Here is an 18723-nt window from a genome sequence, read left to right as displayed (position 1 = left end):
CCCGGGGTGCGACCAGGGGGCGCTGCGGGCCTCCACGAGCGGCCCGCAGCGCCCCCTCTCCAACACCCGGCGCCCCGGCTGCGGCACGGTTGTGCGGCCGCTCGCCGTCCAGGCGGCGGTGTTCATACCGCCCGGCCCGTCCAGCCGGTTCAGCCCGTCCAGCCCGTCCAGCCCGTCCAGCCCGTCCAGCGCCGGACGGTGATCTCGACGACCGGGCCGTCCGGCGGGCGGGCCGCGTACTGCGGGTAGGTGTGCCGCAGGAGTTCCAGCGCGCGCCGACGGGGAGCCGACGTACCGTCAGGGCTGTCCGGCGGCAGGATCCGGGCGTGGCCGTCGGCGCGGGCCCACCACAGGCGGGTCCAGTCCTCGTCGTAGGCGTCGGCGAGCAGGCAGACGGCCGGGTGGGCGGCGATGTTACGCAGGCGTCGCAGGGCGGTGGTGGTCTTCGGCTTGTGGTCGACCGCCGTCACGATCGTGTCGCCCCGCACGGCGAACACCACCGGCACCAGGTGCGGGCGGCCGGCCGGGTCCACCGTGGCCAGGTGCGCCACCCGCGCGGCCGCGAATCGCCGCCGGGCCTCCCGCGCGTCCAGACGTGGCACGTCGGGGCCTCCTTCACCGCCGGGTGAGCGCGTCCCGCCCCCGGGTACCCCCTCGGAGCCGTACGGGGCGGACAATGAGGTCCGGACGCCGAGACGAGGGCGACGAAGGGAGACGCATGCCGGGGCTCGCGGTTCCGTTGTGGGACGTGGCCAATGGACAGGGGCTGCGCCAGCTCGCCGAGCTGGGGCTCGCGCTGCTGCTGTCGAGCCTGATCGGCTGGGAGCGGGAGGCGCACCAGAAGAGCGCGGGGCTGCGTACCCACACCCTGGTCGGGGTCGCCAGCGCGCTGATGATGGAGGTGTCGCAGCACGGCTTCACCAATGTGCTGGGCCTGGACCACGTGTCCTTCGACCCGTCCCGGGTGGCGGCCCAGATCGTCTCCGGCATCGGCTTCATCGGCGGCGGTCTGATCTTCGTACGGCGGGACGCGGTGCGCGGGCTGACGACCGCCGCCACCATCTGGCTGACCTGTGCCGTGGGCATGGCCTGCGGGGGCGGTCTGCCGGTCCTGGCGCTGGCCACGACGGTGCTGCACTTCCTGGTGGTGCGCGGCTATCCCCGGCTCTCCGGCCGGCTCACCCGCCGCGGTGTGCCGGGCACCGTCGAGGTGCGGCTGACGTATCTGACGGGCCGGGCGCTGCTGCCGCGGCTGATGGAGCGGTGCACCGGCCGGGGCTTTCGCATCCTGGAGTTCAAGGCCGACCGGCTGCCCGGCCGCACCGACGCCGCCGCCCGGGTCCTGCTGCGCCTGGAGGGCACCGCCGACACCGGGCTGCTGGCGTCCGAGCTGTTCCAGGAGGACGGCGTCGTCGACGTGGAACTGGACCTCGGGGCGGAGGACGAGCAGGACGCCTAGCCCCCGGCTCCCCCGGCTCCCCTCCGGCTCACTCGCTCCCCGGCTCCCCGGCCGAGCTGTCGCCCGCGCGGGCCGGACGGGGCCGAGGCGCCGACCGCGCTGCCGGGGGTGCGCGAGAGGGGTCCGCGGCGGGTCCGTCACGGTTAGCCGCAGGACGGTACGGGCACCCGGAACGGGACGCGGCAGGCAGCTCGGTCCCCGTAGGAGCAACAGTGTCGACATACCGACTTCCCGATCACGAGCAGCGGATCCTGGACGAGATAGAACGCGCCCTGAGCCGTGACCGCAGACTGGCCCGGCGGCTGAGCGCCACGCACCGGCGCCGGGGCCCCGACCCGGCCCGGGTGGCGGCCTACGCGCCGCGGCCCGTGACCGTGATCGCGCTGCTCGCGGTGGCCGTGGCCCTCCTCGCGGCCGGGGTCGCCACCGGCGAGCCGGGGGTGGTCTGGGCGTTCGCCGCGGTGTGGCCGGCCGCGCTGTTCGCGGCCCTGCGTCTGTGGTGCCATCGGGCACGGATCCGCTGAGGGGTGCCGCCCCGGGTACGTCCGGCCGGACGGCCTCAGGGGGCGGTGGCCCCCGCCCCGGCCGTCAGCAGGCGCAGCGCCTCGTGGGACGGGCTGCCGGGCTCCGCGGTGAGCACCATCAGGCGCTGGCCCGAGCCGTCCGGGCTGTTCCAGGTGTCGCAGTCGAGCGTGAGGTCCCCGGCCACGGGGTGCCGGTACAGCTTGGTGCCGTGGCTGGAGGTGGTGACGCGGCGTTCGGTCCACCAGGTGCGGAAGTCGGGGTCCGCGGCGGAGAGTTCGGCCACGAGCCGCCCGAGGCCGGGGTCGTCGGGGTCGGCCGCGCCGCCCATGCGCAGGGCGGCGACGGCGTCGCGCGCGTCGTGCCGCCAGTCGCGGTGCAGTGCGCGCACCACCGGGTCGGTGAACATCAGGCGCACATAGTTGCGCCGGTCCCCCGGTATCTCCGCGAAGTCGGTGTAGAGGGCCACCGCCGCCGCGTTCCAGGCCAGGACGTCCAGCCGCTGGCCCAGGATGATCGCCGGGGCACCGGGGAGCTGGGCGAGCAGGCGCCGCAGCGCGGGCCGTACGCGCTGGGCGGGGCGCCGCCGGTCCGGGCGGGCGTCGGTCTTGCCCGCCAGCCGGTACAGATACGTCTCCTGGTCCTCGTCCAGGCGCAGCGCGCGGGCCAGGACGGCGAGCACGGACGCCGAGGCGGCGACCCGGCCCTGTTCCAGCCGGGTGTAGTAGTCGACGCTGATCGCGGCGATCCGCGCGACCTCCTCGCGGCGCAGCCCGGCGACCCTGCGGCGCGACTCGGCCGGGGGCAGCCCGCACTCGTCCGGTGCCAGCGCGGCCCGGCGGGTCTTGAGGAAGGCCCCGAGTTCGCGGGGGTCGGCCGCCGTGTTCATGGCTCCATTGTCACCCGGCGCGGGCGATGCCCGGCCGCCCCGGCCCGTCCCGGCGGCACGGTCAGTCGGCGGGCGAGGCAACCGGCCATGCGTCGGCTCAGGGCGATCCCGTGACGTAACGGCACACATCACCCCATCGACGTCCGGTCATACGTGCGGCGCTCAACTATTCGACCCCGCTATACACTGCGTCTATAGCGCCTCTGTAAAGTCCCCGGCATGCCTTCCTTGACCAAGAAGACCAGCACGAACGGGAGAACCGCGCAATCGGGGACGAGGTTCCGCGCGATCGTCGCCCTGGCCGCCGCGGCCGGCCTGACCCTGGCGCTGAGCGGCTGCACCACCGTGGACGCCACCAGTCCGAGCACGGCCAGGACCCAGGCGGCGGCCGGCGCGCCGGGCCGGTTCGGCACCGTGGACTGTCGTCAGGCCAAGTGCATCGCCCTGACCTTCGACGCGGGGCCCAGCGAGAACTCCGCGCGGCTGCTCGACATCCTGAAGGAGAAGAAGGTGCCCGCCACCTTCTTCCTGCTCGGGGCGCGGCACATCGACACGTACCCGGAACTGGTCAAGCGGATGGCGGCCGAGGGCCACGAGGTGGCCAGCCACACCTGGGACCACAAGATCCTCACCGAGATATCCGAGGCCCAGATACGCGACGAGCTGAAGCGGCCCAACGACGCGATCGAGCGCCTCATCGGGCACAAGCCCACCCTGATGCGCCCGCCGCAGGGCCGGACCGACGACACCGTGCAGCGGATCTCCAAGGAGATGGGCATGTCGGAGGTCCTGTGGAGCGTGACCGCCAAGGACTACACGACGACCGACTCCGAGCTGATCAAGAAGCGGGTGCTGGACCAGTCGTCCCGTGACGGGATCATCCTGCTGCACGACATCTACAAGGGGACGGTGCCCGCCGTCCCCGGCATCATCGACGCGCTGAAGGAGCGCGGGTACGTGTTCGTCACCGTGCCCCAGCTCCTGGCCCCGGGCAAACCGGTGCCGGGCAAGGTCTACCGGCCCTGACCGTCCGCATCCGGGGCCGGGGCCGCGTCGCGGGGGCCGAGCACGCGCAGGAACCGCAGCCCCGGCCGGCCGGTGACGCTCACCTCGCCCGTCACGGCGAAGCCGTTGCGGGCGAGCACGGTCCTGGACGCCGGGTTGTCCAGCGTGGTGACCGCGGTGAGCTGCCGCAGCCCGTACGCGGCGGCGGCCAGTCGGCACACCTCCCGTACGGCGGCCGTCGCGACACCCCGGCCCGCGGCCCGCTCGCCGACGCGGTACCCCAGTTCGGCGCTTCCGTCGGCGACGTCGACGAGGTTCACCCGGCCGAGGATCGTGCCCCCGGTGTCCAGGACCAGATGGAAGTGGCAGGCACCGGCGTCCTGTTCGGCGAGCCGGGCCCGGTGCACCTCGGCGAACCCGGCGAAGTACGCGTCCCCGCGGTCCGAGATCGTGCGGGTGAACCACTGCCGGTTCTCCCGCTCGAAGGCGAGCAGCGCGTCGGCGTGGCCGGGGCGCAGCCGCTCCAGTGTCAGCATGGGCCCAGCGTACGGCCGCCCGGGTGGCCCGGCCGCGGACAGGTGGCCGCGGGGCCGCGGCTGTCTACGATCGTCTGGTGGTCACCTTCTGCCTGGAACGCACGCCGCCGCTGTCCCCGGGCGAGACCTGGCGGCGGCTCACCGAGTGGCCGCGGCACGGCGGCGCGGTCCCGCTGACCCGCGTCACCGTGCTCACCCCGGCGCCCACCGGTGCGGGCACCCGCTTCGTGGCCCGGACCGGCCTCGGCCCGCTGGGCTTCGACGACCCCATGGAGGTCACCCTCTGGCGCCCGCCCGCCGGTGGTGAGCCGGGCCTGTGCCGACTGGAGAAACGGGGCCGGGTGATCCTCGGCCGGGCGGAGATCGAGGTGCGGCAGGACCCCGGCGGCCGTACGCGCGTGCGCTGGCGGGAGGAGCTGCGGGTGCGGTTCCTGCCCGCCCTCTTCGATCCGCTGCTGGACCGTGCGGCGCGGGCGGTGTTCGGCCGGGCGGTGGACGGGCTGCTGCGCCGCCCCTGAACGCGCCTGCCGTCCGGGGCGCTACGGCCGCCCGTCCACCGCCTCTTCCCGCTCCGGCAGCGGCGCCCACGGTCCGCGGGCGGCGGTCGCCAGGAGCAGCCGCTCCCGGGGCGGTTCGGGGCCGACGGGGCGCCAGAGGAGGTCGGTGTCGGTGGCGGCACCGGCGCGGGTGCGCAGCGCGACCACGTCGTCGTGGCCGAGCAGCGCGTGCCGGAACAGACCGTGGCTGCCGGTGTCCTCGACGAGGAGGCCGGGATGCCAGCCGTGCCGCGCGAGCCGCTCGCGGACGGCCGAGGCGTAGCCGGGGGCCCGCCGCCCGGGGAACCAGAGCAGCCGCTGCCCCGCCAGATCGTCCCAGGTCAGCTCGGTGTGTCCGGCCAGCGGATGGCGGTGGCCCAGCAGCACGCCGAGGGGCTCGTCGGCGAGGGTGCGCAGATCGAGGCCCGCCGTGTCGTCCACCGGTGCGCGCAGGATGCCGTAGGCCAGGGCTCCGGTGCGCAGCAGTTCGCCCTGGCGGGCGGAGTCGGCCTGTTCGTGGACCAGCCGCAGGGGCCGGGCACCGGTCAGGATCCACTCTGCGCGGCGCAGCACCTCCCCCGGTACGCCCCGGCACACGCCGAGCGCCGCGGTCACCGGGACGGCGCGGGCCGCGGCGACCGAGGAGCCCAGCGCGTCCAGCGCCCGGCGGACCCCGGTCAGCAGCAGCCGGCCCGCCTCGGTGAGCTCCATGCCCCGGGGCAGCCGCCGGAACAGCGGTGCGCCCACGCGCCGTTCGAGCTGCTTGATCTGCTGGCTCAGGCTGGGCTGGGCGATCCGCAGCCGCCGCGCGGCCTCCGTGACGGTGCCCGCCTCGGCGACGGCGGCGAAGTACCGCAGCGCGCGTAGCTCCAGTTCGGGGATCTCCTCCGGCGGACCCATAGGTTCCAGCCTATAGGTGCCTCGGTGACCGGTCCTGGTGCGGGGCGGCCCGGGTGCCCTTGAGTGGAGCCATGTACGTCATCGTGTTCCGATACCAGGCCCCGCTGGAGACCGTCGACTCCCTCAAGGAGGCGCACTACACCCACCCCGAGGGGGTGTTCGCACAGGGCCTGGCCCAGATCGCCGGGCCGCTGGAGCCGCGCCGGGGCGGGGTGGTCCTGGCCGAGGGCCCGCGCGCGGCGGTCGAGGCCGCCGTCGCCGCGGACCCGTTCGTCACCAGCGGCGCGGCCACCGCGGAGATCCTCTGCTTCCGCCCGGTGTGGCGACGCGAGGGCGCGGACGCCGGTTCCTCCTGACCGGACGGCACCGCGCTGCGCAGGGTGGCGCGCGCCCGCGATCGGCCGGTGTCCGGCCGGTTCTGCGACCGGACACCGGCGGGGGCACACGCTTCGGTGCGCCGCCCTTGCCCACGAGGCGGCAGCCGACAGGTCCGCGCGCTCCCCTCGGTGCAGCCGATGTGCCTGGTCATCGCGGCGACGCCACCGGTGACGGGCTCGATCGCCCAGGAGGGCGCCGAGGCGATCCCGCTGGAGCGGGTCGCGGTCGGCCCGGTGGGCGCTGCTTCTCCGCTGCGGCTCTGCTGCGGTCGGCTCAGCGGACCGTCGGAGCCGGCAGCGCGACCACTTCGCGCAGCTCGGCGGTGGCCTGGGCCATGAGCTGGGCGAGGGTGGTGTCCGGCTCGGCGAGCCAGCGGGGCATGGCGCGCCGGTGGATCGCCAGCACCACGTCGATGACGAAGCGTGCGGAGCCGGGCTCGACGCCGCGGCGCTCGAGCGCCGGTGCCAGCGCGTCGGCGATGTCGGCGAGCTTGATCAGATCGCGCTCGGCCAGTGCCGGGTTGGCGGCGATCACTCTTCCCCGGCGCAGCAGGAACTCGCGCGGGCGGAAGATCTCCTCGGCGGTCCCCAGCGCGGTCAGCAGCGCCTCGATGGAGGTGACCAGATCCAGGAAGCGGCCGAGTTCAGCCGGTCCCGCCGCCCCGGCGGCAAGCTCCTGCTCCTCCCGTGATCGCACGGCCGGCCTGGTCGGGCGAGAGGAGTCCGCGCACCCCCGGTGATCACGCGGTGACCGCGCCCGTTCCCGGCCAGGGTTCCCCACAAGATCGCGGCGTCACACCGGAGGACGACATGGCACCGGAGTACTAGGCGACCGAGCCGATGCGGGCGGCGGGCCGGGTCGCCGGGTCGTGGTGGATGGGGGTGTGCGCGCCGGTCAGCGAGACGCCGCTGCCGCCGCGGCGGCCGGCCACGATCTCGGCGGCGATGGACAGCGCGGTCTCCTCGGGGGTGCGGGCGCCGAGGTCGAGGCCGATGGGGGACCTGAGCCGGGCGAGTTCCAGTTCGCCGACGCCGACCTCGCGCAGGCGCGCGTTGCGGTCCAGGTGGGTGCGCCGGGAGCCCATGGCGCCGACGTAGGCGACCGGCAGCCGCAGGGCGAGTTCCAGCAGGGGTACGTCGAACTTGGCGTCGTGGGTGAGGACGCACAGCACGGTGCGGCCGTCGACCTGGGTGTCCGCCAGGTAGCGGTGGGGCCACTCGACGACGATCTCGTCGGCCTCCGGGAAGCGGGCGCGGGTGGCGAAGACGGGGCGGGCGTCGCAGACGGTGACGCGGTAGCCGAGGAAGCGGCCGATCCGCACCAGCGCGGACGCGAAGTCGATCGCGCCGAAGACGATCATGCGGGGCGGCGGTACGGAGGACTCGACGAGGAGGGTGAGCGGGGAGCCGCAGCGCGATCCCCGCTCGCCGATCTCCACGGTGCCGGTGCGCCCGGCGTCGAGCAGGGCGGCGGTCTCGGCGGCCGCCGTGCGGTCCAGTTCGGGGTGGCCGCCGAAGCCGCCCTCGTGGCTGCCGTCCGGGCGCACCAGCAGGGCGCGGCCCATCAGTTCGGCCGGTCCGGACACGATCCGGGCCAGTGCCGCCGCCCGGCCGCGGGCTGCGGCGGTCAGCGCGGCGGCGAGCACCGGACGGACCGGGTCGCCGGCCCGTACCGGTGTGACCAGGATGTCGATGACTCCGCCGCAGGTCAGGCCGACGGCGAAGGCGTCCTCGTCGCTGTAGCCGAACCGCTCCAGGACGCTCTCGCCGTCCTGGAGGGCCTGTCGGCACAGCTCGTAGACCGCGCCCTCCACACAGCCGCCGGAGACCGAGCCGATCGCGGTGCCTTCGGCGTCCACCGCGAGGGCGGCGCCGGGCTGGCGCGGGGCACTGCCGCCGACGGCCACCACGGTGGCGACGGCGAAGTCACGGCCCTGCTCGACCCACCGGTCCAACTCCTCGGCGATGTCCAGCATCTGTCGTTCTCCTTACAGCGATCGGGTGGAGGGCGCGGGGCTCGGTCAGTGGACGCCGAGCCAGCCCTCGATCGGGTTGAGGGCGAAGTACACGAGGAAGACCGCCGTCAGGACCCACATGAAGGCCCCGATCTCCCGGGCCTTGCCCTGGGCGACCTTGATGACCGTGTACGAGACCACACCGGCGGCGACGCCGGGCGTGATGGAGTACGTGAACGGCATGATGACCACGGTCAGGAAGACCGGGATCGCGGTGGCGCGGTCGCCCCAGTCGACGTGCCGGGCGTTCATCATCATCATCGCGCCGATGACGACGAGGGCGGCGGAGGCGACCTCGGAGGGGACGATCGCGGTGATCGGGGTGAAGAAGAGGCAGGCCGCGAAGAAGAGGCCGGTGATCACGGAGGAGAAGCCCGTGCGGGCGCCCTCCCCCACGCCGGTGGCGGACTCGACGAAGACGGACTGTCCCGAGCCGCCCGCGACACCGCCGACCACGCCGCCGGCGCCGTCGATGAACAGCGCCTTGGACAGGCCGGGCATCCGGCCCTTGTCGTCGGCGAGGTTCGCCTCGGTGCCGACGCCGATGATGGTGGCCATCGCGTCGAAGAAACCGGCCAGGACCAGCGTGAAGACGATCACGGTGACCGTCATGACGCCGACGTCGCCCCAGCCGCTGAAGGACACATGCCCGAAGAGCGAGAAGTCGGGCATGGACACGGGGCTGCCGTGGAGTTCGGGGGCGCCGTTCACCCACTGCTTGGCGTCGATGACGCCGGTCGCGTTCAGGACCGCCGCCACGGCGGTGCCGCCCACGATGCCGATGAGGATGGCGCCGGGGATGTTGCGGGCCTGGAGCGCGAAGATCAGCAGCAGGGTGGCGGCGAAGAGCAGCACCGGCCAGCCGGACAGCTCACCGCCGGGTCCGAGGACGACGGGGCCGCCGCCGGGCGACGGGTTGCGGCCGACGAAGCCGGCCTTCACCAGGCCGATGAAGGCGATGAACAGGCCGATGCCCATGGTGATGCCGTGTTTGAGCGGCAGCGGGATCGCGTTCATGATCATCTCGCGCAGGCCGGTGACGACCAGCAGCATGATGACCACGCCGTAGGCCACGCACATGCCCATGGCCTGCGGCCAGGTCATGTTCGGCGCCACCTGGGTGGAGATCACCCCGGACACCGAGAGTCCGGCGGCCAGGGCGAGCGGCACCTTGCCGACGAAGCCCATGAGCAGCGTGGTGAACGCCGCGCCGAGCGCCGTCGCGGTGATCAGGGCCTTCTGGCCCAGGGTGTCTCCGGCGACGTCCTTGCCGGAGAGGATGACAGGGTTGAGCAGCAGGATGTACGCCATCGCCATGAAGGTGGTGACGCCGCCGCGCACTTCACGCGCGATCGTGGAACCCCGCCGGGTGATGTGGAAGTACCGGTCGAGCCAGGACCGCCCTGCCGGGACGCGGCTGCCCGCGCCCGCGTCTTCGGCGGCGGTCCTCGGCTCCACAGACTGCTGGGTCATGGGGCCAACTCCCAAGGTTCATAGGTGCACCCGTGAAAGCCCTTCCTGGGCACGGGATTTGGGAATGGACGGCCCGGGGGACGGCCCGAGACGAACTGGTGCTGGTACTTCAAGGGCCGCGAGCGGAGCGGAACTCGAAGGGTGTGCGGGGGGAGTGCTCCGGGCGGCGCGGAAGTGTGACGTTCCGGTGCGCCGCCCGGAGGGTCTGCCGGTTCTCCGGTCCGGGCCGGCCGGAACCCGTGGGCCCGGCCGGTCCGTGCTGGAGTCCTACGCCCTGCCGGTCAGGTGCTCCGGACGGACGGGGGTGCGGGGGAGTTCGAGACCGGTCGCGTTCCGGATCGCCGCGAGGACGGCCGGGGTGGACGACAGGGTGGGGGCCTCGCCGATGCCGCGCAGCCCGTACGGGGCGTGCTCGTCGGCGAGTTCGAGCACATCGACCGGGATGGTCGGCGTGTCGAGGATGGTGGGGAGCAGATAGTCCGTGAAGGAGGGGTTGCGGACCTTCGCCGTCTTCGGGTCGACGATGATCTCCTCCATGATGGCGATGCCCAGGCCCTGGGTGGTGCCGCCCTGGATCTGCCCGATGACGGAGAGCGGGTTGAGCGCCTTGCCGACGTCCTGCGCGCAGGCCAGTTCGACGACCTTGACCAGGCCGAGTTCGGTGTCGACCTCGACGACGGCGCGGTGCGCGGCGAAGGAGTACTGCACATGGCCGTTGCCCTGGCCGGTGCGCAGGTCGAAGGCTTCGGTGGGCCGGTGGCGCCACTCCGCCTCGATCTCCACGGCCTCGTCCTCCAGGACGTCGGCCAGACCGGCGAGGACCTCGCCGCCGTCGGTCACCACCTTGCCGCCCTCCAGCAGGAGTTCGGCGGTGGCCCAGGCGGGGTGGTAGGAGCCGAACTTGCGCCGGCCGATCTCCAGGACCCGTTCGCGCACCAGCTCGCAGGAGTTCTTGACGGCGCCGCCGGTGACGTACGTCTGCCGGGAGGCCGAGGTGGAGCCCGCCGAGCCGACCTGGGTGTCGGCCGGGTGGATGGTGACCTGGGTGACGCCCAGCTCGGTGCGGGCGATCTGGGCGTGCACGGTGACGCCGCCCTGGCCGACCTCCGCCATGGCCGTGTGCACGGTGGCGACGGCCTCGCCGCCCACCACCTCCATGCGCACCTTGGCGGTGGAGTAGTCGTCGAAGCCCTCGGAGAAGCCGACGTTCTTGATGCCGACCGCGTAGCCGACACCCCGGACGACGCCCTCGCCGTGCGTGGTGTTGGACAGTCCGCCGGGCAGCTGGCGCACGTCGGCGCCCTCGCTGGACTCCCACTGCCGCTCGGGCGGCAGCGGCATCGCCTTGACGCGGCGCAGGAGTTCGGCGACCGGGGCCGGGGAGTCGACCGGCTGCCCGGTCGGCATGAGGGTCCCCTGCTCCATGGCGTTGAGCCGGCGGAACTCCACCCGGTCCATGCCCACCTTGTCGGCGAGCTTGTCCATCTGCGCCTCGTAGGCGAAGCACGCCTGGACCGCGCCGAAGCCGCGCATGGCGCCGCAGGGCGGGTTGTTGGAGTAGAGGGCGATGGCCTCGATGTCCACGTCGTCGATGACGTACGGTCCCGCCGCCAGCGAGGAGGCGTTGCCGACGACCGCCGGGGAGGCGGAGGCGTAGGCGCCGCCGTCCAGCACGATCCGGCACTTCATGTGGGTGAGCTTGCCGTCCTTGGTGGCGCCGTGCTCGTAGTGCAGCCGGGCCGGGTGACGGTGGACGTGCCCGAAGAAGGACTCGAACCGGTTGTAGACGATCTTGACGGGCTTGCCGGTGCGCAGCGCCAGCAGACAGGCGTGGATCTGCATCGACAGGTCCTCGCGACCGCCGAAGGCGCCGCCGACGCCGGCCAGGGTCATGCGGACCTTGTCCTCGGGCAGGCCGAGGACGGGCGCGATCTGGCGCAGGTCGGAGTGGAGCCACTGGGTGGCGACGTAGAGGTGGACGCCGCCGTCCTCCTCGGGCACGGCGAGACCGGACTCGGGGCCGAGGAACGCCTGGTCCTGCATGCCGAAGTAGTAGTCGCCCTCGACGATGAAGTCGGCCTTCTTCGCGGCCTCGTCGGCATTGCCGCGCACGATCGGCTGGCGGTGCACGATGTTGGGGTGCGGGACGTGGCCGATGTGGTGGTCGTCGCGCATCTCGTGGATGAGGACGGCGTCCGGCGCGGTCGCGGAGGCCTCGTCGGTGATGACGGGCAGCTCCTTGTACTCCACCTTGATCTTGGCGGCGGCGCGCCGCGCGGTCTCGGGGTGGTCGGCGGCCACGATGGCGACCGGCTCGCCGTGGTGGCGCACCTTGCCGTGGGCGAGCACCGGGGTGTCCTGGATCTCCAGGCCGTAGTGCTTCATCTCGGCGGGCAGGTCGTCGTAGGTCAGGACGGCGTACACGCCGGCCAGGGCGAGCGCCTCGGAGATGTCGATGGAGACGATCTCGGCGTGCGCGACGGTGGAGCGCAGGATCTGGCCCCAGAGCATGTCCTCGTGCCACATGTCGGACGAGTACGCGAACTCGCCGGTGACCTTGAGGATGCCGTCGGGCCGGAGCGTGGACTCGCCGACACCGCCCTTGGTGCGGTAGCCCTGGGTGAGTTTGGTGGGAGCACCGTTGGCCGTGGTCATGTCAGACCCCCTCGGACTGGCGGGCGGCCGCCAGGCGCACCGCGTCCATGATCTTCTCGTAGCCCGTGCAGCGGCACAGGTTGCCCGACAGTGCCTCGCGGATGTCCGCGTCGGTCGGGTTGGCGTTGCGTTCGAGCATCTCGTCGGCGGCGACCAGCAGGCCGGGCGTGCAGAAGCCGCACTGGACGGCGCCCGCGTCGATGAACGCCTGCTGCACCGGGGACAGTTCGGTGCCCTCGCCGGTCTGCGAGTCGGTGCCCTGGGCGCGCCAGCCCTTGGCCTCGTCCAGCGAGGTGCCGCAGGCGCCGCTCGCGCAGCCGGCGCCCTCGGCGCGCTGCCGGGCGAAGTCCGCCAGGCCCTCGACGGTCACGACCTCGCGGCCCTGCACCTGTCCGGCCGCGACCAGGCAGGAGCAGACCGGCACGCCGTCCAGGCGCACCGTGCACGAGCCGCACTCGCCCTGCTCGCAGGCGTTCTTGGAGCCGGGCAGGCCCAGGCGCTCGCGCAGCACGTAGAGCAGGGACTCGCCCTCCCAGACGTCGTCGGCCTCCTGCGGGCGTCCGTTGACGGTGAAGTTGACGCGCATCACGCAGCTCCCTCGGTGGCGCGGCGGGTGCCGCGGTACGACTCCCAGGTCCAGGTGAGTGTCCGGCGGGCCATCACGCCGACCGCGTGGCGGCGGTAGCTCGCGGTGCCCCGGACGTCGTCGATCGGGTTGCAGGCGGCGGAGCACAGCTCGGCGAACTGCTTGGCCACCGACGGCGTGATGATCTTCCCGTTGTCCCAGAAGCCGCCCTCCTCCAGGGCCGCGGCCAGGAACTCCTCGGCGGCGGCGGCGCGCACCGGGGTGGGGGCGGCCGAGCCGATGCCGGTGCGGACGGTGCGGGTCTCGGGGTGCAGGGCGATGCCGAAGGCGCAGACCGCGATGACCATGGCGTTGCGGGTGCCGACCTTGGAGTACTGCTGCGGGCCGTCCGCCTTCTTGATGTGCACGGCGCGGATCAGCTCGTCCGGCGCGAGGGCGTTGCGCTTGACGCCGGTGTAGAACTCGTCGATCGGGATGCGGCGGGTGCCGCGCACCGACTCGGCCTCGACCTCGGCGCCCGCGGCGAGCAGGGCGGGGTGGGCGTCACCGGCGGGAGAGGCCGTGCCGAGGTTGCCGCCGACGCCGCCGCGGTTGCGGATCTGCGGGGAGGCCACCGTGTGCGAGGCGAGCGCCAGGCCGGGCAGCTCGGCACGGAGAGCGTCCATGATGCTGGTGTAGGGCACCGAGGCGCCCAGCCGCACGCTGTCCTCGCCGACCTCCCACTCGTAGAGGTCTCCGATGCGGTTGAGGTCGAGGAGGTACTCGGGCCGGCGGTGGTCGAAGTTGATCTCGACCATCACGTCGGTGCCGCCCGCGATCGGTACAGCGGTGGGGTGCTCGGCCTTCGCGGCGAGCGCCTCCTCCCAGCTGGCGGGGCGAAGGAAGTCCATGACCGGCTCTCTTCTTCGTCTCGGAAGGTCGTACAGATTGAGCCAATCCGTGTGCGGCGGGCCAGGCTCGTTCATGTGCTGTTCACGTGGAGTGGAGTCAGTACACAACCGAGTACTCCGGCGGGGTCAGTCACCGAAACCATGAAGGGTTTGGCTGGCCGCGGGATGCATCTTGTAGATTCGTATGAACGAAGGCCGTCACCCGCATCTTCGTTTCCCCCGGGAAACAGAGGTCACGGCCCGGCGGGGCCCCACCAGCGGCCCAGTCGCCGGCCGGCCATCGGGCGGACCCCGCGCCCACAAGATCCATCATAGTTTTCGAGACAAGAGAACGGCGGCGACGAGACATGCGGCTGCGCGCACTGCTGGACACCGACGCGCTGGGCCTGAAACTGCTCGGCGGCGAGGAGGAGCTGGACCGCACCGTCCGCGGTGTGATGACCACCGACCTGCGCGACCCGAGCCGCTACCTCGCCGGCGGCGAGCTGGTGCTGACGGGCCTGGCCTGGCGCCGGGACGCGGCCGACGCCGAGCCGTTCGTCCGCACGCTGGTGCAGGCCCAGGTCGCCGCGCTGGCCGCGGGCGAGGCCGAGCTGGGCGAGGTGCCCGAGGACCTGGTGCTGGCCTGCGCCCGGCACCGGCTGCCGCTGTTCGCGGTGCACGAGTCGGTGGCGTTCGCGACGATCACCGAGCACGTGGTGCGGCAGGTCTCCGGCGAGCGGGCGGGCGATCTCGCGGCCGTGGTGGACCGGCACCGCCGGATGATGACCGCGGGACCGGCGGGCGGCGGCCCGGACGTGGTCCTGGACCTGCTCGGCTCCGACCTGGACCTGCGGGCCTGGCTGCTCTCCCCCGCCGGACGGCTGATCGCCGGGCCCAGGCTGGGCGGGCCCGCGCTGCCCCCGCAGACCTGCCGGACGCTGGCCGCCGAGCAGCTGGCGGCCGCCCGCACCGGACGGCGCGGACCGCACCGGGTCACGCTGGAGGGCACGACGTACTCACTGTTCCCCATCCGCGGCGGCGGGCGCTCCCCGCAGGCCGGGCGGGACGTGCGCGAGACGGTGCTGTCGGACTGGCTGCTGGCCGTCGAGGCGGACGCCGGTGACTGGGCCGAGGAGCGGCTCGACCTGCTCCAGGGCGTCACCCAGCTGATCGTGGTCGAGCGGGACCGGCGGGACGCGGCGCGCACGGTGCGCAGACGGCTCGCGCAGGAGGTGCTGGAGCTGGTGCAGAGCGGCGCGCCGCCCGCCGAGATCGCGGCGCGGCTGCGGGTGGCCGCGCCGGTGCTGCTGCCCGGCCTCGGCTCGGCCCCGCACTGGCAGGTGGTGGTGGCCCGCGTCGAGTGGGACGGCCGCGGCGAGGAGAGCGGCCCCATCGCCCAGTCGCTGCTGGAGGAGATCCTGGTCGACCCGCACAGCACCGGCCCCGAGCCGTCCGACCGGATAGCCGTCGCGCACAGCGGCGGCGAGGCCATCGCCCTGGTGCCGCTCCCGGCCGTCCCCGCCGAGCAGGAAGGCCCGGGGGCCGGGATCCTCGCCGACGCGCTGCTGCGCTCCGTACGGGACCCGCTGGCCGCCGGTCTGGACGACGACGGGCGGCTCACCCTCGGCGTCAGCGCGGCCGTGCACTCCGCCGAGGGGCTGCGCGGCGCCCTGGAGGAGGCCCGGCACGCCCGCCGGGTCGCGGCGGCCCGCCCCGGCCGGGTCTGCGCGGCCGGGCACCAGGAGCTGGCCTCGCACGTGCTGCTGCTGCCGTTCGTCCCGGACGACGTGCGCCGCGCCTTCACCGCGCGGCTGCTGGACCCGCTGCGCGACTACGACCGCAGGCACCGCGCGGAGCTGATCCCGACCCTGGAGGCGTTCCTCGACTGCGACGGCTCCTGGACGCGCTGCGCGACCCGGCTCCACCTGCACGTCAACACGCTGCGCTACCGGGTGGGGAGGATCGAGCAGTTGACGGGTCGTGACCTGTCGCGCCTGGAGGACAAGCTGGACTTCTTCCTGGCCCTGCGCATGAGCTGAGGCCGGTGCGCGGGCGGCCGTCGGCGGCGCGTACCGGCCACCGTCCCACGACTTTGTGAAATCCTTCACCCGCCCCCTTGGCCGGGCCGCCGGATCCATGCTGAGATGCGGCCACCACTCAAGGCTCGAAGGCGTGCTCGGGGAGGGCAACGTGGCGCATACCGCCATGTCTGGTAACGGAACGACCGCTGGTGACGATCCACTCCAGACCGCGGTATGGCGGCTGCGCTCACGCGCGTGCTGGGCCGACGCGGCCGCGCTGCTGCCGGTGGGCACCGCCGCCGCCGCGCTCCAGCGCACCGTGCTGCTGGTGGAGCGCTGTCTGTACACCGAGGCGGGCTGGGAGGAGGCCGAGGACGCGCTGCGCACCGCGGAGGCGCTGGCCCACTCCGACGAGGAGCGCGGCGCCGCCGCTTGTGAACGCGGGTACTTGGCCTACTCCGCGACGCTGCACGGCGTGCGGGACCGGGCCGACGAGGCGCGCTCGGCGCTCGGCCGGGCCGCCGCGCTGATCGAGCCGGGCGGGGCGGGGCGGGCGCTGCTGGACTTCCGGCGCGGGCTGGTCGCGGAGAACCTGACCCGCTCCGCGCAGGCCGCGCTCGCCGCCTACCGCCGCGCCCACGCGGGCGCCACCGCCCGCCCCGACCCGCTGCTGCTCTCCTTCACCTGGCGCCATCTGGCCGGACTCGCCCTGCGCGAGGGCGAGTTGGCCGAGGCCCGGCACGGGTTCGCCGAGTCCCTGCGGATCCGCGAGGAACTGGGCTATCTGGTCGGCACCGCCCCCGCCCTGGTCTCCCTGGCCGACACCGAGGAGGAGCCCGAGGCGTCCCGGCTGCGCGAGGAGGCCCGCCGGCTGTTCCGCCTGCTGGGCGGCGTGCCCACCTGGCTGTCCCGGCAGCTCGCCCCGCCACCGGGCGCGGCCACGGCCTGACCCCCGGGACCACGGCCCGGTCCGCCGGGCGCGGGCCCGTCCGGCGGGCGCGGGCCGATCCGGCGGCGCGGGCCGATCCGGCGGCGCGGGCGCCCGGTCCGCGCCGGTCAGCCCGGAGCGGCGAAGTGGGCGTCCACCAGGGCGCGCACCGTGGCGCCGTCGCGGGCGATCAGGGCGTCCAGGAGGGCGCCGTGCTCGGCGGCGTCGGCGATCAGGCCGGCGCGGGCGATGCGCGCGCGGGCGCCGGGCGGCGGCCACTGCGCCCGCCGGTGCAGATCACCGGCGACCCGGACGAGCTGCTCGTTGCCGGACAGGGCCAGCACGGCGCCGTGGAAGGCGCGGTCGGCCTCGGCGTAGGCGGCCGGGCTGCCCGAGGACGCGGCCCGGACGGTGGCCTCGGCCAGCGGGCGCAGCCCGGCCCAGCGTCCGGCGGGCACGGTGCCGGCCAGCCGGAGCAGCACGGGCACCTCGACCAGGGCCCGCACCTCGGCCAGCTCGGCGGCCTCGCGGGCGTCGCGCTCCACGACGCGGAAGCCCCGGTTGGGCACCACCTCGACGGCGCCCTCCAGCGTGAGCTGCTGCATCGCCTCGCGCACCGGGGTCGCCGACACCCCGAGCCGTTCGCCGAGCGCGGGCGCCGAGTACAGCCCGCCGGGCCGCAGCTCCCCCGTCACCAGGGCCGTGCGCAGCGCGTCGAGGACCTGCCCGCGCACGGAGGCGCGCCGCACCTCCCGGGGCGCCGGTACCGCCGGTGCCGCCGGTGCCGCCGGTGCCGCCGGCGCCGCCGGTGCACTGCGCGGAATTCCCGCCCCGGCGGGGGCCGGTATGCCCTGCTCCACGGTCCTCCTCCGGGTCCGCTCGCCTGTTCCGCCCTGGCATGAGGCCATATGACGCCATTCAGGGGGACGAGTTGTCACTCGTCCGTCAAGGCACCCTAGGCGCAAGGGGCCGAGGGTTCACATTCCGGAGAAGTTGAGTAAGGTAAGGCTTACCTCTCACCCAGCAGCCCTTCGAACGCTGATCGGCGGTCCCGCATGCCTGCGCACCCTTCGGCCGTGGCGGACGCCTACGCCCGCCTCACCGAGGCCCTGCCCCACTTCACGGTCGTGGAGACCGGACCGGCGGGCGAGGCCCCGGCCGGGGGCGCCTGGGTGTCGGCCGCGGCCCTCGCGGCGGGCGGCGACGCCCTGGACGCGTATCTGGCCTGGGACGACGCACAGGTCCTGCGGGACTACGGCGCCCCGGCCCGCCCGGACGTGGTGGCGAGCTTCGGACTGCACCGGTACGCCTGGCCGGCCTGCCTGCTGTTCACCGTCCCGTGGTTCCTGCACCGCCGCGTGCCGTACCTGCCCCCGGAGTGCGTCTGGTACGACCGCACCGCCGGCCGCATGGCCGTACGCCCCGGCTCCTTCGCCTGCCTGCCGGACGACCCGGCGGCAGCCCTGCCCGGCGCCCGCGTGGTGCCCGACGAGGACGCCCTGCGGGCCGAGGTGCGGGCGGCCGTCGCCGAGCACCTGGAACCGGTGTTCGCCGGATTCGGGCCGCGCACGCGGCGGCGCGGCCGGGCCATGTGGGGCATGGCGACCGACGAGGTCGTCGAGGGCCTGCACTACGTCGCCCAGTTGCTCGGCGAGCAGGAGCGGGCCCGGCGGGAGCTGGAGCTGCTGCTGCCCGGCACCACCCGCCCCTTCGTCGGCTCGACGGCCTTCCGCGAGCCGGCCGCCCCCGGCGACACGGCCTCGCCCGCCCGGGACCGGGTCAGCTGCTGCATGTTCTACACCGTGCGCCCCGAGGAGATCTGCGCCGGCTGCCCGCGCACCTGCGGCACGGCCCGGACCCCCGAACTCGCCGCCACCGCAGCCGCTTGAGCCTTCTGACGGACCGTCAGGCGGTACGGAGCACCGCCGTGCGTCCCGTAAGATCATCCG

The 18723-nt window shown here is 74.1% G+C and carries 19 protein-coding genes; 8 read left to right on the top strand and 11 right to left on the bottom strand.

What is annotated here, in order from left to right; genetic code table 11:
* Positions 1-149: 149 nt before the first annotated feature.
* The gene (locus tag ACWDYF_RS00240) at positions 150-602 is read right to left on the bottom strand and encodes a TIGR03668 family PPOX class F420-dependent oxidoreductase (protein WP_389474297.1); all 453 of its coding nucleotides are present in this window, start codon (positions 600-602) and stop codon (positions 150-152) included.
* A gap of 116 nt (positions 603-718) precedes the next feature.
* Between ACWDYF_RS00240 and ACWDYF_RS00235 the strand changes: the two genes are divergently transcribed.
* Both ACWDYF_RS00235 and ACWDYF_RS00230 read left to right on the top strand, forming a co-directional pair.
* Complete coding sequence (locus ACWDYF_RS00235; RefSeq protein ID WP_018571586.1) at positions 719-1459, top strand: MgtC/SapB family protein; 741 nt, start codon at positions 719-721, stop codon at positions 1457-1459.
* Positions 1460-1671: 212 nt separating this feature from the next.
* Positions 1672-1983, top strand: a complete 312-nt coding sequence (locus ACWDYF_RS00230; protein WP_389474299.1) for a DUF3040 domain-containing protein — start codon at positions 1672-1674, stop codon at positions 1981-1983.
* A gap of 35 nt (positions 1984-2018) precedes the next feature.
* On the opposite strand, the gene ACWDYF_RS00225 is transcribed toward ACWDYF_RS00230, so the two are convergent.
* Entirely contained in the window at positions 2019-2870 is an 852-nt protein-coding gene (locus ACWDYF_RS00225; RefSeq protein ID WP_389474301.1) for a helix-turn-helix domain-containing protein, read from the bottom strand.
* Between the two features lie 219 nt (positions 2871-3089).
* Between ACWDYF_RS00225 and ACWDYF_RS00220 the strand changes: the two genes are divergently transcribed.
* Positions 3090-3896, top strand: a complete 807-nt coding sequence (locus ACWDYF_RS00220) for a polysaccharide deacetylase family protein (RefSeq protein ID WP_389474303.1) — start codon at positions 3090-3092, stop codon at positions 3894-3896.
* Here the strand turns inward: ACWDYF_RS00220 and ACWDYF_RS00215 are convergent.
* Complete coding sequence (locus tag ACWDYF_RS00215) at positions 3884-4411, bottom strand: GNAT family N-acetyltransferase (protein ID WP_389474306.1); 528 nt, start codon at positions 4409-4411, stop codon at positions 3884-3886. The two genes, ACWDYF_RS00220 and ACWDYF_RS00215, sit on opposite strands and share 13 nt — an antisense overlap.
* Positions 4412-4488: 77 nt before the next feature.
* Between ACWDYF_RS00215 and ACWDYF_RS00210 the strand changes: the two genes are divergently transcribed.
* On the top strand, positions 4489-4929 hold the full coding sequence (locus tag ACWDYF_RS00210; RefSeq protein ID WP_018571581.1) for an SRPBCC family protein: 441 nt from the start codon (positions 4489-4491) through the stop codon (positions 4927-4929).
* A gap of 21 nt (positions 4930-4950) precedes the next feature.
* Here ACWDYF_RS00210 and ACWDYF_RS00205 read toward each other — a convergent pair whose 3' ends face one another.
* A complete protein-coding gene (locus tag ACWDYF_RS00205) occupies positions 4951-5847 on the bottom strand; it encodes a LysR family transcriptional regulator (protein WP_389474308.1) in 897 nt (298 codons plus the stop codon).
* A 71-nt stretch (positions 5848-5918) separates the two neighbouring features.
* On the opposite strand from ACWDYF_RS00205, the gene ACWDYF_RS00200 reads away from it, so the two are divergent.
* A complete protein-coding gene (locus ACWDYF_RS00200) occupies positions 5919-6203 on the top strand; it encodes a YciI family protein (RefSeq protein WP_381739912.1) in 285 nt (94 codons plus the stop codon).
* A gap of 295 nt (positions 6204-6498) precedes the next feature.
* On the opposite strand, the gene ACWDYF_RS00195 is transcribed toward ACWDYF_RS00200, so the two are convergent.
* The 6 genes from ACWDYF_RS00195 to ACWDYF_RS00170 all read right to left on the bottom strand — a co-directional run bounded on the left by ACWDYF_RS00195 (position 6499) and on the right by ACWDYF_RS00170 (position 13843).
* Positions 6499-6921 carry an acyl-CoA-like ligand-binding transcription factor gene (locus tag ACWDYF_RS00195; RefSeq protein ID WP_389474311.1) on the bottom strand — a complete coding sequence of 141 codons (423 nt, stop codon included), beginning with the start codon at positions 6919-6921 and terminating at the stop codon, positions 6499-6501.
* 127 nt (positions 6922-7048) lie between these two features.
* Entirely contained in the window at positions 7049-8200 is a 1152-nt protein-coding gene (locus ACWDYF_RS00190; RefSeq protein WP_381739909.1) for an XdhC family protein, read from the bottom strand.
* 45 nt (positions 8201-8245) lie between these two features.
* A complete protein-coding gene (locus ACWDYF_RS00185) occupies positions 8246-9712 on the bottom strand; it encodes an NCS2 family permease (protein WP_018571576.1) in 1467 nt (488 codons plus the stop codon).
* A 267-nt stretch (positions 9713-9979) separates the two neighbouring features.
* The gene (locus ACWDYF_RS00180) at positions 9980-12367 is read right to left on the bottom strand and encodes a xanthine dehydrogenase family protein molybdopterin-binding subunit (RefSeq protein WP_389474314.1); all 2388 of its coding nucleotides are present in this window, start codon (positions 12365-12367) and stop codon (positions 9980-9982) included.
* A 1-nt stretch (position 12368) separates the two neighbouring features.
* The gene (locus tag ACWDYF_RS00175) at positions 12369-12953 is read right to left on the bottom strand and encodes a (2Fe-2S)-binding protein (protein WP_018571574.1); all 585 of its coding nucleotides are present in this window, start codon (positions 12951-12953) and stop codon (positions 12369-12371) included.
* Entirely contained in the window at positions 12953-13843 is an 891-nt protein-coding gene (locus ACWDYF_RS00170; RefSeq protein WP_018571573.1) for an FAD binding domain-containing protein, read from the bottom strand. The genes ACWDYF_RS00175 and ACWDYF_RS00170 overlap by 1 nt, the downstream gene beginning before the upstream one ends.
* A gap of 347 nt (positions 13844-14190) precedes the next feature.
* On the opposite strand from ACWDYF_RS00170, the gene ACWDYF_RS00165 reads away from it, so the two are divergent.
* Together ACWDYF_RS00165 and ACWDYF_RS00160 are read left to right on the top strand one after the other, a co-directional pair.
* Positions 14191-15864, top strand: a complete 1674-nt coding sequence (locus ACWDYF_RS00165; RefSeq protein WP_389474317.1) for a PucR family transcriptional regulator — start codon at positions 14191-14193, stop codon at positions 15862-15864.
* A 166-nt stretch (positions 15865-16030) separates the two neighbouring features.
* The gene (locus ACWDYF_RS00160) at positions 16031-16795 is read left to right on the top strand and encodes a hypothetical protein (protein ID WP_389474319.1); all 765 of its coding nucleotides are present in this window, start codon (positions 16031-16033) and stop codon (positions 16793-16795) included.
* 107 nt (positions 16796-16902) lie between these two features.
* On the opposite strand, the gene ACWDYF_RS00155 is transcribed toward ACWDYF_RS00160, so the two are convergent.
* The gene (locus tag ACWDYF_RS00155) at positions 16903-17682 is read right to left on the bottom strand and encodes a GntR family transcriptional regulator (protein ID WP_389474321.1); all 780 of its coding nucleotides are present in this window, start codon (positions 17680-17682) and stop codon (positions 16903-16905) included.
* A 147-nt stretch (positions 17683-17829) separates the two neighbouring features.
* On the opposite strand from ACWDYF_RS00155, the gene ACWDYF_RS00150 reads away from it, so the two are divergent.
* Complete coding sequence (locus ACWDYF_RS00150; protein ID WP_389474323.1) at positions 17830-18663, top strand: (2Fe-2S)-binding protein; 834 nt, start codon at positions 17830-17832, stop codon at positions 18661-18663.
* Positions 18664-18723: the final 60 nt, after the last annotated feature.

This window comes from Streptomyces sp. NPDC003284 (genome assembly GCF_053589675.1).
Note: the sequence above shows the minus strand (reverse complement) of the source record. Positions and strands in the feature narration are given on the sequence as shown.